Source organism: Anaerolineales bacterium (genome assembly GCA_037382465.1).
GTDB lineage: Bacteria > Chloroflexota > Anaerolineae > Anaerolineales > E44-bin32 > WVZH01.
In genome coordinates, this window is the sequence record JARRPX010000014.1 from 1 (window position 1) to 14,998 (window position 14,998).

Genomic DNA, 14,998 nt, shown 5'->3' on the forward strand with positions numbered 1-14,998 from the left:
CAATGGCGCGCGCCGTATCGGGATAATCCCCGGTGATCATCACGGTGCGGATTCCGGCCTGGCGTGCTTTTTGAATTGCGGGGCGCACTTCCATACGCGGCGGATCGATCATGCCCATCAACCCCACGAAGATAAAATCGCGCTCCACTTCTTCCGGCGTAACATCGACCGCCACGTCCTGTTCCACCCGGTAGGCCACTGCCAAAACCCGCAGCGCTTGCTGTGCCATGGTTTCATTCGCCTGCAGGATGCGCGCCCGCACCTCGTCGGTCAAGGGCATGGATTGATCGTCGATGTTTTGATATTGCGTACATAGATCGAGCACCACATCGGGGGCGCCTTTGATCGCCGCGACTTCCCATTCCTGCAGTCTGTCATCGTAAAACGGGCTTGCGTCATCCGGGCGGGGTTCCTGGATTCGATGTACCGTGGTCATGCGCTTGCGCGTCGAGTCGAAGGGGATTTCTTCGATGCGCGGGTACGCTCTTTCGAGTTTGTCGCGATCCGCACCGGCTTTTGCGGCTGCAACGACCAGCGCCGCTTCCGTGGGATCACCCACGATGCGAGGTGCGGTCACCCCGTTTTCGTCTTCGGCGATTTCTACCTGCGCGTCGTTCGCCAGCGCTCCGACCCAAAGCGCGGTCGTGGAGGCCGGGTAATCCTTGAGAGCAACCGTCTTGCCATCGACGATGAAATCTCCAACAGGTTCGTACCCACCGCCCGTGATCCCGAAGTTCACGCCGTCGACCCACAGGCGTGTGACCGTCATTTGATTCTGTGTCAGTGTGCCCGTCTTGTCGGAGCAGATGACCGTCGTGGATCCCAGCGTTTCGACGGAGGAGAGTTTGCGAATCAAGGCATGCTTCGCGATCATCTCGCGCATGCCCAAGGCCAGCGTGATGGTAACCACGGCCGGAAGTCCCTCGGGAACGGCCGCGACCGCCAAACTGACCGCTACGAGGAACATTTCCAGCGGATCTACACCTCGCATCCACCCGACGGCAAACACGATGCCGCAAATGACCAGGGCAGCCCAACCCAGCACTTTGCCGAGTTGATCCAGCCGGCGCTGCAGGGGCGTGGGTTCCTCTTTAACCGCTTGCAGCATGGCGGCGATCATGCCAAGCTGGGTACGCATGCCGGTGTTGACCACGATGCCGCGGCCGCGGCCGTAGGAGACCAGGGTTCCGCTGAACGCCGTGTTGCGGCGATCTCCCAGGGAAACATCCATGGTCAATACTACGCGCGCGTCCTTCTGAACCGGGACGGATTCGCCGGTAAGTGCAGCTTCTTCGATCTTCAGATTGACGGTCTCGACCAGACGCAGGTCTGCGGGCACATAGTTCCCACTGTCCAACAGGACGACGTCGCCCGGCACCAGCTCGCGAGCGGATACGGTCTGGTGATGACCGTCCCGGATCACGTGCGCTTCCGGTGCCGCCAAACGCCGCAGCGCAGCAAGCGCTTCCTCCGCGCGCCGCTCCTGAACGATACCGAGCAAGGCATTGAGAATAACAATGATCAGGATGGCCGCCGCTTCGATGTAATCGCCAAGCAGCGCAGATATGACCACTGCGACGAGCAGTATGATGACGATGAAATTATTGAATTGCTCCAGGGCCATCTGCCACAAGGTCGTCCCGGGTTGTTCGCTGAGTTCGTTGGGACCGTACTCTTCGAGCCGCTGCTTCGCTTCTTCCGAAGTCAACCCGCTTTTCGGGGAAGTTTCCAGCGCGTGGACGACCTCGTCGGCTTCCAGGGCGTGCCAGACTTTCTCTCTATCGGCATGCTGGCCGGGACTGACGGGTAGTTCGGGTGATTCCTCGCTCACGGATTCGAGCAGCTCCTTACGTGAAAGTCTGGGGCGCTTGCCCCAGCAAGTGGATTATAGCATGCGGCCTTTCCTGCCAATCTGACAATTCCTTCCCAAAAGACGGACGCAGATTCAGTATCGGATCAAACTTCGTCATCTGAACCGTGGGGTTATCCTGCCGCCTTCGACCCGATAATCGTGTAGGGATAAATATCAGGAGACCAGCTCCGCTTGCAGTACTGATCTCCAATTATGCTTCGACTCAGTTCAATGCTCGTCCGGCATTGCGTTGATTAATTTGCCTCTGAGAGGCCGTCCTCCGGATTCAATTCCTGGATTTTTCCGCTGGTCATGAAGATGACGTGCTCGGCCAAATTCGTGGCGCGATCGGCAAAGCGTTCGAGGTTGTGTCCGATGAACATCAGATAGAGGCAGTCGGTCGTTTTCTCGGGATGATGGGTTATGCGTTCGACCAGATCGGAATAAAGCGCGTGGTAAAGTTCATCGATTTGCGTGTCGATCGAAGCAACTTTGTACGCCAGTTCATCGTCCGCTTCCTGGTAGGCTTTGATGGCCCGTTTGAGCATGCTGAACACGAGTTCTGCCATTTCGTCCAGACTGGGCGGCAAGTCACCTGCGCATTTCTCTTCCATACGAAGAAACACTTTGGCGATCCCGGCGGCGTAATCTCCCATGCGTTCCATGTCGCCTGCGAGATTCATCCCCGCAACGATGGCGCGCAGATCGCCGGCGGCGGGTTGCTGGGTGGCGATCATGTGAAGACAGGCATTCTCGATTCTGTAACGCATCTCATTTATGGTCAAATCCCCCTTGATGATTTCCTCGCCGAGTTCTACGTTTCCCTCACGCAATGCCCTCAGGGACCCCCCAATGGCCGAGTTCAGTAATTCGGCCATCTGGGATACGTTCTCGCGCAAATCCTCTAAATCACGATCGAAAATCGCTCTCGCGGATGGGCTTGTGTCTTTCGATGTCATGTGCCGCATTTCTCCCGATTCAAGACGCATTCTCGGTAAAAGTCGTGACCCATCGAATGCCAGTCCGGCGGCGTGAAACTCTGCCTGCGCCGATCATAAAATGGGTTAAATTTACATACCATTATACAGGTGATGCAACGGATCGCCTAAGCCGGATGGTGTTGTTCGACGGGGAATGCATCCTCGTGGGAAAAATATCGCCAACGATGAGGGGATCTTTCCCAAATTCCTAGTTTTCAGCAGTCTGCGGACGGTGGTCCACCCCGATGGAGTGCAGCGCCCGTAATCCCGCTTGATGAAGACGTCCGTTGGAGACCAACACGCCGATGTTCTTTTTCAATCGCCGCCCCTGGCCGAAGTCGAGCGGTTCGCCGCGTAGATCGCTGACTTTCCCGCCCGCCTCCTCCACGATCAGTGAGCCCGCGGCCTGGTCCCAAATGTATTCCGTGTACTGCGGCATTTTGGGTGAAAGCAGACGAAAGAGCAGCTCCCCTCCGCCGGCTGCGAGGACGGCGTATTTTGCCTGGCTATCCAGGCGCAGCGGAGCTTTCTGCACACCCAAGACATCTACCAATTCGTTCATCTTATCCTGATCGGTGTGACTCGATTCATAGGAACGCAAAATCCGCGCCTGGGCCGGGTCGTCGATCTGGGACACCTGCAAACGTTTGAACGATTCGCCTTCAATGCCGCGTGCGTATGCGCCCTTGCCGCGCACGGCAACCGCCACACTCCCCAATCCGCCGATATCCGGGGCAAGATCGGCGTCCAGGTTGGGACAACCCAGGGCGCCAACCATTACTCGACCGTCGACGATCAACGCCAGCGCCACGACGTACTGGTCGCCGCGCAGGAAACCTTTTGTGCCGTCGATCGGGTCGAGGGTCCAGAAGCGCTGCGCAGGTTCCCTTGCGCCGAAATCGATCCAGGAACAGACGAGGTCGTCCGTCGCTTCAGGTCGCACTGATGACACAAAAGCGGTCACCGCAGATAGCGTCTTCTCAGCATCGGGTTCACGCAGGACGGCGCTGTTTTCCTCGCCCACGAGCGTTTCCTGCTCGAATGTTTCCTGAAACATGTGGGCGACGACGGCCTGCGAGGCGAAGTCGGCCACCGTGACCGGTGAGTGATCCGCTTTGGAAAGGGCGGCCGTCACCATTTCTGCCTGTATCCGGCGGCAGAGGCGTGCGGCGGTCTCTACGGCGCTGACGGCAAATTCGGCTTCCGCTTTATATGCGTTGAACATACATTCTCCTTGATCTGGATTACCGTAGACATCCTCCATCACGGTGATCCGGACCGGCATCGCTTCATTGTACTCGATCTTCCACCGGCCGGACTGCGAAGCATGTCCGCGCGGTACAATTTTTCCATCGAGGGAGGAGTGGACATGCGCAGATTCTGGATCGTGCCGGTATTCTTGTTGTTGGTAGGATGTTCCGCCTCAACCGCATCCCCATCCGCGACCGAGTCGATCCCTAATCAGGTTCCCCCGACGCCGGAATCCGTTCCAACGGAAACGATGCCCGCCACTGTAACAGAATCAATGCAATCCGTGCAAACCTTGCCGGACGCGTCGGGCTATCGTTGGACGAAAGTCGTCGCTGGATTAATTCGACCGCTTGACCTGCAGAATGCGGGAGACGGGCGGATTTTCATCGTCGAGCAGCGTGGTGTGATTTGGATCATGGAAGACGGAGCCCTTCTCGACAAGCCCTTTCTCGATATCCAGGACCGCGTTGGCAGGGACGCCAACGAACGGGGTCTATTGGGGTTAGCATTCGCGCCCGACTTCCGGGAGACTGGAGAGTTTTACGTCGACTATACCGGCAACAGCGGAAACACCGTAATTGCCGGATTTTCCGTCTCCGGCGATCCGAACCTCGCTGACCCAAGCAGCGAACGTTTGATCCTCGGCATCCAGCAGCCTTACAATAACCACAACGGCGGCGGCATCGTCTTCGGGCCGGACGGCTGTTTGTATATCGGGACGGGTGACGGCGGCTCGGGGGGCGATCCGCAAAGGAACGCTCAAAATCTCGACTCCCTGCTCGGCAAGATGCTGCGCATCGACGTGCTCGGAGGTGATCCCTACGCCATCCCGCCGGACAATCCTTTCCAGACCGGCGGGAGAGCCGAGATCTGGGCTTATGGTCTGCGCAACCCCTGGCGCTTCGCCTTCGATCGGGTGAGCGGGGATCTATACATCGCCGACGTTGGCCAGGGAACCTATGAGGAAGTGGACTTCTGGCCGGCGGGTAGTCCGAGCGGCGTCAACTATGGATGGAACATTCGCGAGGGAATGCATCCCTTCGAGGGACAGACGGGAGAGGGCCTCACGGATCCCGTCGCGGAATACGATCACACATTGGGTTGTTCGATTACCGGCGGCGTCGTCGTGCACGACCCCGCGCTCCCGGAGTGGAACGGCGTCTACCTGTATGGCGACTACTGCACGGGACTGATCTGGGGTCTGCTGCATACCGCAGACGGGAATTGGATGGACGACATCCTTTTCCGGGGCACGGGGTTTGTGATCAGCGCCTTCGGAGAAGATGCGAGCGGCGGCGTCTACCTCGTCGATCTCAACGGCGTCGTCTATCGTCTGGAACGCGCACCCGGAAATTAATGGGGGAACTTATTTGAGCAGCAAATAGACCCCAGCGCCCAGTAAGCCCAAACCCAGGGTCGTCGTCAGCGTCAGCCCGGCTACCAGAATCCACGGCGCAATGCGGGCGCGCAGGGATTGGATTTCCGGTGCAGCGAGCTGCCGTTTGGCCGTCTCTTTCAACCCTTCAACCAATTCCCGCTGCGAGCGCCGCAGGAAAAGCACCGCAAGTATCACCGTAGCCAACAGAACGGCCGGAGCAAACGCCAGCGCGAGCCGCAGGAATTCTTCATACGGCAGCCGCTCGATGACTCGAGCGACGTTCGTGGGCGAGAAAATCAGCAGCATCAAAGCGCCCAAAGTGAGTAAGAAGGCGGGCACGGCCAGGACGAGGACGGCGCGCACGATGATGCGCACGATACGCTCCTGTGCATTTTCCAGCCACTTGCGTTCATCGCGACCGAAGGCGAACAGCAGGGCAGCCAAAGTAAGTACGAACAACACGATTGGCGCCACGCCGACGAGCGGCCGCAAGAAGCGATCTCCCGGCAGGGGTTCGATCAAGCGATCGAACCGCCCCGGCGACACGAAGGAAAGCGCCCAAAGACCCACCGAAAACAACAGTGCGGGCACGAGCAGCGCCACGGCGCTGCGGGCGATCCGCTGCCCGCCGAGCGCGAGGCTGGCCCGGCTCGTCGCGGCGCGCGGGCGAGCCGGAACGGTTTCACCCCGCGCGGCTTCCTGCGCGCCGCCGGGTTTCTCGACGGCGTAGAGCGCGGCCAGGACGACGATGGCGAACAACGTGGCCGGTGCGAAGACCAGCGCCGTGCGGATGAACGTTTCTCCGGGCAGGCGGTCGATCAGATTGCCGAAACGCGTTGGCGCCAGGTAGAAGAGCGCCAGTGCGGCGATGGAGACGATCAACATCGGCACGCTGGGAACGAGCACCAGGGTGGCGACCAGCCGCGGGGTGCGGCCGGCGTCATTTGCGCCGCCGGGCGATCTGTGCGAATCGGTTTGATCTTGTCTGCCGGACATGCTCTCCCTCGATCGGCTCCCTGAAGCGGTTCAAGGCGCGAAGCGGATTTCGACGTTCCGTGCAGGCCAGTGTAACAGGGATTGCCGCCTCGGTCTACTTGACGTAGGTGAATCGCACGCCAAGCGTCAAGCCGGCGCATGAATGCGAGCCCGATTATCGCATGCGCCCTTCGCTTTCCCCCAAAGGAACCATTTGACGGTAGAACATTTGTTCTATATAATCAGAATACCAGTGCGCTTTGCGGAACTTCACGACCCATCGGCCTGGTAGCGGGAGGTATTTCGTGTGGTTTCATCGTTGGTTGCGGCCGGAACGAATTCGCAGTTTCCTCGAGCCTGCCTCGGCGCGGCGCGAGCGATACCGGGTCGCCGAGCGGTCGGCGGTTTGGGGCGGAGAAGACAAGCATGCGGCGGCATCCGACCTTCAAAAAGACGCCGGGAAAAGCAACCGGCCGATATCGCGGCAGGCTTCGAGTAACGGGCACCTGATTTTCGAGACGGACAGCGAACTCTCTACCCAATTGTGGTTGGCGGCGCGCCTGCAGGACGTCACCCCGGAGACGTTGGTGGGCGACCTGCTCGTGCGCGGCCTCGAGCAGGAAGCGTTCCGCACCCGGGCGGAAGCCGCGCTGGGCACACTCACGCCGCGCGAGCAGGAAATCGCCTGGCTCACGGCGCAAGGCCACACCAATCGCCAAATCGCCGAGGATCTGGTGATCTCGCCCGAAACCGTCAAGACGCACATGCGTCACGTGCTGGATAAGTTCAGCGTGAACAGCAAGGCCGATCTGCGCCTGCTCTTCGTCGATCTGGGCGTGCGCTGGTGGGAGCGCTGAGCGCGATCCGCCGACCTTCGTCCGCCCGGAACGGACAAGAAGAAATCGAGGGGGAAAGCGCAGACCGCGCTGTTGAAGCAGATGCGCACTCGCCTCACGGTTATAATACAGGACTGCAACACGAAGGAGTGTACATATGCGTGAAGGTAAGCTGATCGAGGCGACTCCCGGGCCGCGCACGCGAGCGTCCCTGGCGGACGACCTGCGCCGCCTGGGTCTTCGGGCGGGCACGACCGTTCTGGTGCACAGTTCGCTGCATGCGTTGGGTTGGGTCTGCGGCGGTCCGGTCGCTGTGGTCCAGGCGTTGATGGACGCGATCACGCCCGACGGCACGCTGGTGATGCCCACACATTCCGGCGACCTCAGCGATCCTGCCCTGTGGAAGAACCCGCCCGTCCCCGAAAGCTGGTGGCCGACGATTCGCCAGACCATGCCCGCATACGATCCGCGCACGACGCCCACGCGGGGGATGGGGCGCATCGTCGAGGTTTTTCGCACGTGGCCCGGCGTACGGCGCAGCGCCCATCCGGCGACATCGTTTGCCGCCTGGGGCTCGCAGGCCGCCTTCGTGACGGAAAACCATCTCCTGGATTACGAGATGGGGGAGACATCACCGCTTGCGCGTGTTTACGATCTCGACGGCCGGGTGCTGCTCCTGGGCGTAGGCTACGACAGCAATACCTCGTTTCACCTCGCTGAGTATCGCTTGCCCAACCCCAAGCCCTCACGGCAGGGTGCGCCGATCATCGAGAACGGCCGGCGCGTCTGGAAGGAATTCGACGACATCGAAATCGACGATGATCCGTTCGGGCAGATCGGTGCGGATTTCGAGGCGGCCGGCAGCGTGCTCGAGGGCAAGGTGGGCTCGGCAGTTTCCCTGCTATTTTCACAGCGCAAGGCCGTTGACTTTGCCCTGCAGTGGCTGCGGGGTCGCGCCTGAATCGACCGCACGCACATCGGTTGCGGTCGGATGGGATCGGCGTAGAATACAGGAAACCAAAGCTCCGCTTTGGGGTTTTTACTACCGAGACAAGAAAACCGGATTCATTTCAGCGTAAAATCACACGGAGGAAAACATGCTTACGGATCGGATTATCGGCGCGTTCACATTTCGCAAAGGCGTTTACGCCGAAGTCGAGAGTGATACGACCTTCACCACAACGGCCTGGACGATCGTTGCGGTCGTTTCTTTCCTCGTCAACATCGCATCCCACGCACAGAGCAACATATTCAAGTGGTTGGTTGCTGCAGTGGTTGGTACGATCATCTCTGTCGTTGGCTTCGCCATCGCTGCCTGGGTGATCGATTGGGTAGGCCGCACGGTTTTCTACGCCGAGGTAACGTTCGACGAATTGGTGCGCACGCTCGGTCTGGCTTATGTGTGGCAAATCGTAGGTGTACTTGGAATTTTCCACGCCCTGGGAATTCTTACCTGTGTTACAGGACTGGTTCAGTTAGCGACTGCGATCCTCGGACTGGCTGCCTGGCTCGTGGCGGCAAAGGAAGCCCTGGATCTGGAATGGGTCCAAACCGCGGTCACCGTGGTGATCGGTTGGATCATCATCTTCGTGTTCACCTTCATCACTGGCGCCATCCTTGGCCTTCTGGGTGTTGCTGCTCGCGCTGTGGTGAGTTAACCGAGCCCATTCCATTTATCGAGGAGTTGATCGGCAAACTCCATTTGGTTTCCAAGAAGACCCTATGGGGAATCAACTGCGTGCTGCTGGAATGCAGCACGCAGTCATATAAAGAGGCATAACGTCAATTTTAAAGATCGCGGATATAAACCCGGTGATTCTTGTAAGGAATACCGCCCACGTTTTCCAGGTCCTTACGCATCTGCACCGCGGACTCGGCCACCTGGGTCAGGTCTGCATGCTGGAAGCCGAACTCACGAATGGTCTTCTCGATTTCGGAGTAGAGCAAGGCATTCCCGCCGCGTCCGTGATACTCCGGTAAGACGCCGGCGCCGTTCAAGGCGATCCACTTGGTACGTTTCATTTCGATGAGGATGTCGAAGATCCCGAAGGGCAGCAAACGTCCTTTACTGCGCTGGATGGCCGCCGAGACGTCCGCGAAGCCAAAGAGGAATCCGACGACGAGTTCCCCGTGCACGATGATCTTGATCAGGCGCGGGTCGGCGACGGTCAGGATCTCGTTCAACACGTAGTCGATCTCGTTGTCACTCAGTGGATAGTATTCCCAATTGTTGACAAACGTGTCGTTATACGTTTTTCCGATCCGCGGCGCCCACTGGCGCAGTTCGCGCTTGCTGCGGAAGCGCTTGACGGCCAACCCGCTGCGCTTGGCGGCCCGTTCGGCGATGCGGTGCACGCGCGCCGGCAAACCAAATTTGCCGGCTCCCAGGTAACAGGATACAAAATCGACTTCCTTGCGGAAGCCCAATTCGTCCATGAATTTCGGGTAATAGGGCGGGTTGTAGTTCATCATCGTCATCGCCGGACGGTGTTCGAATCCTTCGACCAGCATGCCGTAGCCGTCGAGCGGACCGAAACCCTTCGGTCCCACGAGTTGATCAAGCCCTCGTTCACGCGCCCAGGTGGCGGCGCGTTCGAACAGCGCCCGGGCAATCTCCAGGTCGCCCTGGGATTCGAAGTAGTAGAACTGCGCTTGTTTTTTATCGTGGTAGCGGTTGTAGGGTTTGTTTTCCAACAGCGTAATCCGCCCCACGATTTCACCGCCCGTTTTGGCGACAAAAAACTCAGCGTCCGAGTGTTCGTAGAATGGGTGCTTGCTGCTGTTCATGCGCGTGGCGACGTCGATGCGGATCGGCGGCACCCACAGTGGATGCCCGGCATACAGCCGGAAAGGAAAGTCGATGAAATCCCGCACCTGCCGCTTGTCGCGGGTATCCACTTGCTCGATGCCAATCATGGCGACCTCCCGAATCAGATCTCCCCAATGGATTGTAGCATCGCCGAAAAGCAACTACAATCAGGCAGTGTCCAGAATTTCGAGGCCTCACCTGCAATTTCCTTTTACCCGCTGGGTTTTCAACACCCTCTTTCGGCTGCTCACGCGGCGCACGTTCGACGGAATCGACAATCTGCCCGGCTCCCCGCCGTACATCGTCGTGGCCAATCATCTCAGCTACTTCGACGCCCCATTGCTCTTCACGGCCCTCAAAGTGCCGCGAATTACCGGCTGGGCCGCGGAGAAATACGAGCATCACCCGCTCTTCGGACCCTTCGTGAGCCTGCACGGCGGCGTTTTCATCCAACGCGGCAAGGTGGATCGTCAGGCGCTCTCCGCCGCCGTGGACCGGCTGCGGAATGGCTACGTGTTCGGAATCGCCCCGGAAGGGACGCGCAGCAAAACGGGCGCTTTGGCGCGCGGCAAGACCGGCACTGCCTACCTGGCGCACGAAGCGAACGTCCCCATCGTCCCTACGGCCGTCGTGGGCACCGACAAAGCCCTGCGCACCTTGCTGCGCCTGCGTCGTCCCCGTGTCGGTGTGCGCATCGGCAAACCTTTCCGTTTGCCCCCGCTGAACGAAGCGACTCGCGCCGCCGACCTGCGTCGCAACACCGATGAGATCATGTGCCGCATCGCCGCCCTGCTGCCCCCTTCCTATCGCGGCGTGTACGCCAATTATCCCCGTCTCAAAGAACTGCTCGGCGAAGCTGCTCCGCAAGCGCAGGAAGCCGAATAAGCGCTTCTGCGCCTTGAGGCGCGCAATCCCCCTGAAATTCACCCCTCCCCCCTGGGCGTGATTCAATATCCCCCTCTTGGTTACACCCCAGGCGGGATGGCATTTTCCCGCACTGTGTTTAAAATATAGAACAAACGTTCTATTCATGGAACAATCACACACCATCAGGAGGATCTGCATGCATCACGGGAGTGACCCTTTTGCGTCCGCACAACTACCGTTACCGGCCGGCGACCCGGCGCTGCTCGAGGCGCTGATGCAGCCGCGCGTCGCCCTGTTCTGGGGCGCGCACACGCCCACGCGGGCGCTCCTGACCATGCTCACCGCCCTGGCCGTCCGGGGCCAGACTCTGCGCGTTTTCGACGGGGGCAACCGTTTCGACGGTTACTTCGTCGCCAGGCTGGCGCGGCGCATGTGCAAACACCCCTACGCCGCGCTGGAGCGCATCCGTCTCTCGCGCGCCTTCACCTGCTTTCAACTGGCCGAGCGCATCGAAAAAACGCCGACCGGACCGGAGCCGATCTTCGTCCTCGATCTGCTTACCACCTTCTACGACCAGAACGTGCCGCTGCGGGACAGCGAACGCCTGCTGGAGATCACTATTTCCCATCTGAAGCGTCTGGCGACGGTCAGCCCGGTGATCGTTGGGGCGCGCGAGCCGCGCGAGCTGGTGAAAGAACGTTGGGCTTTTTTGGATCAGTTGCAAACCGCCGCCGACATCGCCTGGCTGCTGCGTGCGCCGGAAGCGGGGCTCGAACGGCAGCCGAGGTTACTCTGATGGGAATCGGGCTGCGTCTGCTTTGCCCGGTTCCGCGTTCCCGATTCATTGTGAGGTAGATCATGGGCCGAACTCTTCCATCCATTACACAGGCGTTCCTCCACGAACAGCAATCGTTGTCCCGTTTTCGCCGCGCGCTGCGCATCGAGGATCAGCACGCGCTCGACGACCTGCTCGCTGCTTCGCGCCATCACCTGGCCGCCGCGGCCTACGCTTCCCACCTGCTGCCCTTCGAGGTGATGCTTCTGGCCATGCTGGTCGAGGAGCACAAACAGGTGCTGCAGCTCGAAGGGCGCCTCGAGCACCTCGAGAATCTCGTCGAGGCGCTGCAGGCCGGTGCGGGGCGGCGGCTGGGCGCGCCCGACCGGGAGGGTTGATGGTACCCGCTTTCGGCTGGATCTTCGACATCTATCCCGCCGCGGAGGGCATGGCCGTGTGGCTGCTCGACGAGGACGGCCGCGCTCACTTGCTGCGCGACACGTTCACGCCCTGCTTCTACGTGCGCGGGCCGCGGCAGGAACTGCGCGCCGTCTGCCGCATGCTGCGCGGGCAGCGCGCGCCGGTGACCCTGCGGCGCACGGAGCGCCTGGATCTGTTCCTCGATCGCGCCGTGGAGGTGCTCGAGGTCGGCGTGCGCATCCCCGGGTTGTTGCGGCGCCTGTTTCTTCAAACGGCTGAGTTTCGTCCCGACCTGACCTATTACGACGCCGACATCTCGCTGCCGCAGCGTTACGCTTTGGCGCGCGACGTTTTCCCGCTGGCGTACTGCGCCGTCGAACAGGAGGGGGAACGAATCCGGCACATCGAGGCGTTGGACAGCCCCTGGGAGATCGATTACCGTCTGCCGCCGCTGCGGGTGATGACGCTGCAGCTCGTCGACCAGAGCCGCGACCCGGGGCGCGGCCACCGCGGCGATTTGCTGGTGGAGATCGCCGGGGAGACGTTCCGCTTCCCGCGCAGCAAGGGCCGCGAGCTGCTGCTGGGCGTGCGCCATCTGCTCGAGCGCTTCGATCCCGACGCACTGGTCAGCACCTACGGCGACAACTACATCCTGCCGCGCTTGCTCGATCTCTCCCGGCATTACGGCATTCCCCTGCCGCTCAACCGCGACCGCACGAAAACGGTGCAGCGCAAATCGGCCTCTTCCTATTTCTCCTACGGCCGGGTGGTCTTCCGCAACGAGCAGCACACGCTTTTCGGCCGCTGGCACCTCGATCGCCAGAATGCTTTCCTCTCCAATGACTACGGCATGGACGGTATCCTCGAAATCTCGCGCCTGACCAACCTGCCCGTGCAAACCACGGCGCGCGTCTCCACCGGCACCGGCATCAGCGCCATGCAGGTCAACACCGCCCTGCGGCGCGGCGTGATGGTGCCCTGGCAGAAACGCCAGCCCGAAACGTTCAAGAGCGGCAACGACCTGCGCCTGGCGGACAAGGGCGGCCTGGTCTACACGCCCATCCTCGGCCTGCACGAACACGTCGCCGAACTCGATTTCACCGCCATGTATCCCAGCATCATGGTGCACTTCAACATCTCGCCCGAGACCGTCGGGGCAACGTGCTGCCCCGGAGAAGAGATCCCCGAGCTGGGAACCCGCGTGTGCCGCCACCGCCAGGGCCTGGTGCCGGAGACGCTGGCGCCGCTGCTCGAGAAACGCAAGCGCTACAAGGCGCTCATCCGCCAGCTGCCCGGAGACGACCCGCGGGTCGAGGCCTACCGCCGGCGCTATTCGGCCCACAAATGGCTCCTGGTGACCTGTTTCGGTTATCTGGGCTACAAGAACGCCCGCTTCGGGCGCATCGAGGCGCACGAGGCGGTCAACGCCTACGGCCGCGAGGTGCTGCTGCGCACCAAGGAGCTGGTCGAGGCGCGCGGCTTTCGCGTGCTGCACCTGTACGTCGATGGTCTCTGGATCCACAAACCCGGCGCGCAGCAGCGCCCGGATTACGAAGCGCTGCTCGAAGATATACACGCCGAGACCGGTCTGCAGATCGGCCTGGAGGGCGTCTACCGCTGGTTGGCGTTTCTGCCCTCGCGCACCGAGCCGCGCGTGACGGTGGCCAACCGCTACTTTGGCGCCTACGAGGACGGCTCGTTGAAAATTCGCGGCATCGAGGCCCGCCGCCGCGACACGCCGCCCTACATCAAGCAGACCCAGCTCGAGATGCTTGACATCCTGGCGCAGGGGGAAGACGCCAGCGGTTTCCGCGCCGCCATGCCCGCCGCGGTGGCCTGCGCCGCCCGGCGCCTGCGCCGGCTGCGCGCCGGCGGCGTGCCGGTGAACGAGTTGGTCGTCACCCACCGTCTCTCGCGCCGGCCGGAGGAATACGTCGTGCGCACGGTTGCCGCCCGCGTCGCCGTAGAGTTGGCCAACCGGGGCGTGGAACTCAGCCCCGGCGAGCGGCTGCGCTTCTTGCTCGTCCCCGGGCCGGAAAAAGCGCGCGCCTGGGAACACATCGAGGGCGAGATTGCCTACGATCGGGAAGCCTACAGCGAGCTCATGCTGCGCGCCGTCGAGAGCGTCTTTGCCGCCGTCGGTGTCGACCGGGCCACGTTGGAAACCTGGCTGTTGGCCAACGCCGGCTACTGGGGCCCACCGGGGGTATTGCCGCCGCCTGGCGCGGACATCCGCATGCCGTTGTTGGCGCAAAGCAATTTCATCTGGGTTGGGAAACGAAGTACAGGGGTTCGGGAGCAGGACACGCAGGTCCGATCCCGTCTTCCGGTGTTAAGCGCAAGTCGCGAGCGGTTGCTGCTGCGGCCAGTGGGGACATCGCCATGAAACGTTCAAGCGTGTTCGTCGTCATCAGCGGTTTGATCAGCCTGACGGTCAACGTGTTGGCCATCGTCAGCTATTTCAGCGAGGGAGGCGCCTTTGCCGATTGGCATATCGACCCCGGTCTGTGGGTGGCGATCACCTTCGTGCTCATGTCCTACAGCCTGACGGCCTGGTCGGTGTTGATCTGGCGCTGGACGCGCAAGCGTGCGCGCAGCAGTAGACAAAAGATGCGCCGCTCGGCGGCCTTCCTGCTCACCGCGCTGGCGGCATTTCCGCTGCTGACCGTGTGGTTGTCCGTTTTGTTTTCGCTGGTCATCTTTACGGAGGCCACAGCGCCGCAGCGCTGGCTGCTGGCCATGGGCTGCGCCTGGGGAGCGACGCCGTTCATCAGCCTGGGATTGATCAGCGTGGGAGAAGTATTGGGGCCGTTGCTCAGCCGCAGCAAGGAATGAGGAGCCCGATTTGTGGAATA

14 protein-coding genes are annotated in these 14,998 nt (G+C 61.1%); 9 read left to right on the forward strand and 5 right to left on the reverse strand.

What is annotated here, in order from left to right; genetic code table 11:
• From P8Z34_05455 to P8Z34_05465, 3 genes are all read right to left on the reverse strand, one after another.
• A partial coding sequence (locus P8Z34_05455; GenBank protein MEJ2550111.1) for an HAD-IC family P-type ATPase occupies positions 1–1,831 on the reverse strand: 1,831 nt, incomplete at its 3' end.
• A gap of 275 nt (positions 1,832–2,106) precedes the next feature.
• The gene (gene phoU, locus P8Z34_05460) at positions 2,107–2,811 is read right to left on the reverse strand and encodes a phosphate signaling complex protein PhoU (protein ID MEJ2550112.1); all 705 of its coding nucleotides are present in this window, start codon (positions 2,809–2,811) and stop codon (positions 2,107–2,109) included.
• Between the two features lie 229 nt (positions 2,812–3,040).
• Complete coding sequence (locus P8Z34_05465) at positions 3,041–4,057, reverse strand: 3'(2'),5'-bisphosphate nucleotidase (GenBank protein MEJ2550113.1); 1,017 nt, start codon at positions 4,055–4,057, stop codon at positions 3,041–3,043.
• A 144-nt stretch (positions 4,058–4,201) separates the two neighbouring features.
• Between P8Z34_05465 and P8Z34_05470 the strand changes: the two genes are divergently transcribed.
• Positions 4,202–5,440, forward strand: coding sequence for a PQQ-dependent sugar dehydrogenase (locus P8Z34_05470; GenBank protein MEJ2550114.1), 1,239 nt, complete (start codon positions 4,202–4,204; stop codon positions 5,438–5,440).
• A gap of 9 nt (positions 5,441–5,449) precedes the next feature.
• On the opposite strand, the gene P8Z34_05475 is transcribed toward P8Z34_05470, so the two are convergent.
• A complete protein-coding gene (locus P8Z34_05475) occupies positions 5,450–6,457 on the reverse strand; it encodes a hypothetical protein (protein ID MEJ2550115.1) in 1,008 nt (335 codons plus the stop codon).
• 284 nt (positions 6,458–6,741) lie between these two features.
• Here P8Z34_05475 and P8Z34_05480 point away from each other — a divergent pair, with 284 nt between their 5' ends.
• The 3 genes from P8Z34_05480 (at position 6,742) to P8Z34_05490 (ending at position 8,930) form a co-directional block, all read left to right on the forward strand.
• A complete protein-coding gene (locus P8Z34_05480; GenBank protein ID MEJ2550116.1) occupies positions 6,742–7,293 on the forward strand; it encodes a LuxR C-terminal-related transcriptional regulator in 552 nt (183 codons plus the stop codon).
• 136 nt (positions 7,294–7,429) lie between these two features.
• The gene (locus P8Z34_05485) at positions 7,430–8,233 is read left to right on the forward strand and encodes an AAC(3) family N-acetyltransferase (GenBank protein MEJ2550117.1); all 804 of its coding nucleotides are present in this window, start codon (positions 7,430–7,432) and stop codon (positions 8,231–8,233) included.
• A gap of 136 nt (positions 8,234–8,369) precedes the next feature.
• Positions 8,370–8,930, forward strand: a complete 561-nt coding sequence (locus P8Z34_05490) for a YIP1 family protein (GenBank protein MEJ2550118.1) — start codon at positions 8,370–8,372, stop codon at positions 8,928–8,930.
• 130 nt (positions 8,931–9,060) lie between these two features.
• Here the strand turns inward: P8Z34_05490 and P8Z34_05495 are convergent, their stop codons facing one another.
• Complete coding sequence (locus P8Z34_05495) at positions 9,061–10,188, reverse strand: hypothetical protein (GenBank protein ID MEJ2550119.1); 1,128 nt, start codon at positions 10,186–10,188, stop codon at positions 9,061–9,063.
• Here P8Z34_05495 and P8Z34_05500 point away from each other — a divergent pair.
• The 5 genes from P8Z34_05500 to P8Z34_05520 all read left to right on the forward strand — a co-directional run bounded on the left by P8Z34_05500 (position 10,187) and on the right by P8Z34_05520 (position 14,978).
• Entirely contained in the window at positions 10,187–10,966 is a 780-nt protein-coding gene (locus P8Z34_05500; protein ID MEJ2550120.1) for a lysophospholipid acyltransferase family protein, read from the forward strand. The two genes, P8Z34_05495 and P8Z34_05500, sit on opposite strands and share 2 nt — an antisense overlap.
• A 76-nt stretch (positions 10,967–11,042) precedes the next feature.
• Positions 11,043–11,744 (forward strand): hypothetical protein, encoded by a 702-nt coding sequence (locus tag P8Z34_05505; protein ID MEJ2550121.1) that lies wholly within the window; start codon positions 11,043–11,045, stop codon positions 11,742–11,744.
• A 62-nt stretch (positions 11,745–11,806) separates the two neighbouring features.
• Positions 11,807–12,121: a hypothetical protein gene (locus P8Z34_05510; protein ID MEJ2550122.1), complete on the forward strand. Its 315-nt coding sequence runs from the start codon at positions 11,807–11,809 to the stop codon at positions 12,119–12,121.
• The gene (locus P8Z34_05515; protein MEJ2550123.1) at positions 12,121–14,529 is read left to right on the forward strand and encodes a DNA polymerase domain-containing protein; all 2,409 of its coding nucleotides are present in this window, start codon (positions 12,121–12,123) and stop codon (positions 14,527–14,529) included. The genes P8Z34_05510 and P8Z34_05515 overlap by 1 nt, the downstream gene beginning before the upstream one ends.
• Positions 14,526–14,978 carry a hypothetical protein gene (locus P8Z34_05520; GenBank protein MEJ2550124.1) on the forward strand — a complete coding sequence of 151 codons (453 nt, stop codon included), beginning with the start codon at positions 14,526–14,528 and terminating at the stop codon, positions 14,976–14,978. Before P8Z34_05515 ends, P8Z34_05520 begins: the two co-directional genes overlap by 4 nt.
• The last annotated feature ends 20 nt before the right edge of the window (positions 14,979–14,998 follow it).

What these genes read in the sequence shown, in the direction of transcription:
- P8Z34_05465 (MEJ2550113.1), bottom strand. Translation starts at nt 4,057, where the DNA reads ATGTTCAACGCATATAAAGCGGAAGCCGAATTTGCCGTCAGCGCCGTA.
- P8Z34_05495 (MEJ2550119.1), bottom strand. Translation starts at nt 10,188, where the DNA reads ATGATTGGCATCGAGCAAGTGGATACCCGCGACAAGCGGCAGGTGCGG.
- P8Z34_05475 (MEJ2550115.1), bottom strand. Translation starts at nt 6,457, where the DNA reads ATGTCCGGCAGACAAGATCAAACCGATTCGCACAGATCGCCCGGCGGC.
- P8Z34_05500 (MEJ2550120.1), top strand. Translation starts at nt 10,187, where the DNA reads ATGGCGACCTCCCGAATCAGATCTCCCCAATGGATTGTAGCATCGCCG.
- P8Z34_05520 (MEJ2550124.1), top strand. Translation starts at nt 14,526, where the DNA reads ATGAAACGTTCAAGCGTGTTCGTCGTCATCAGCGGTTTGATCAGCCTG.
- P8Z34_05490 (MEJ2550118.1), top strand. Translation starts at nt 8,370, where the DNA reads ATGCTTACGGATCGGATTATCGGCGCGTTCACATTTCGCAAAGGCGTT.
- P8Z34_05510 (MEJ2550122.1), top strand. Translation starts at nt 11,807, where the DNA reads ATGGGCCGAACTCTTCCATCCATTACACAGGCGTTCCTCCACGAACAG.
- P8Z34_05515 (MEJ2550123.1), top strand. Translation starts at nt 12,121, where the DNA reads ATGGTACCCGCTTTCGGCTGGATCTTCGACATCTATCCCGCCGCGGAG.
- P8Z34_05470 (MEJ2550114.1), top strand. Translation starts at nt 4,202, where the DNA reads ATGCGCAGATTCTGGATCGTGCCGGTATTCTTGTTGTTGGTAGGATGT.
- P8Z34_05485 (MEJ2550117.1), top strand. Translation starts at nt 7,430, where the DNA reads ATGCGTGAAGGTAAGCTGATCGAGGCGACTCCCGGGCCGCGCACGCGA.
- phoU (MEJ2550112.1), bottom strand. Translation starts at nt 2,811, where the DNA reads ATGACATCGAAAGACACAAGCCCATCCGCGAGAGCGATTTTCGATCGT.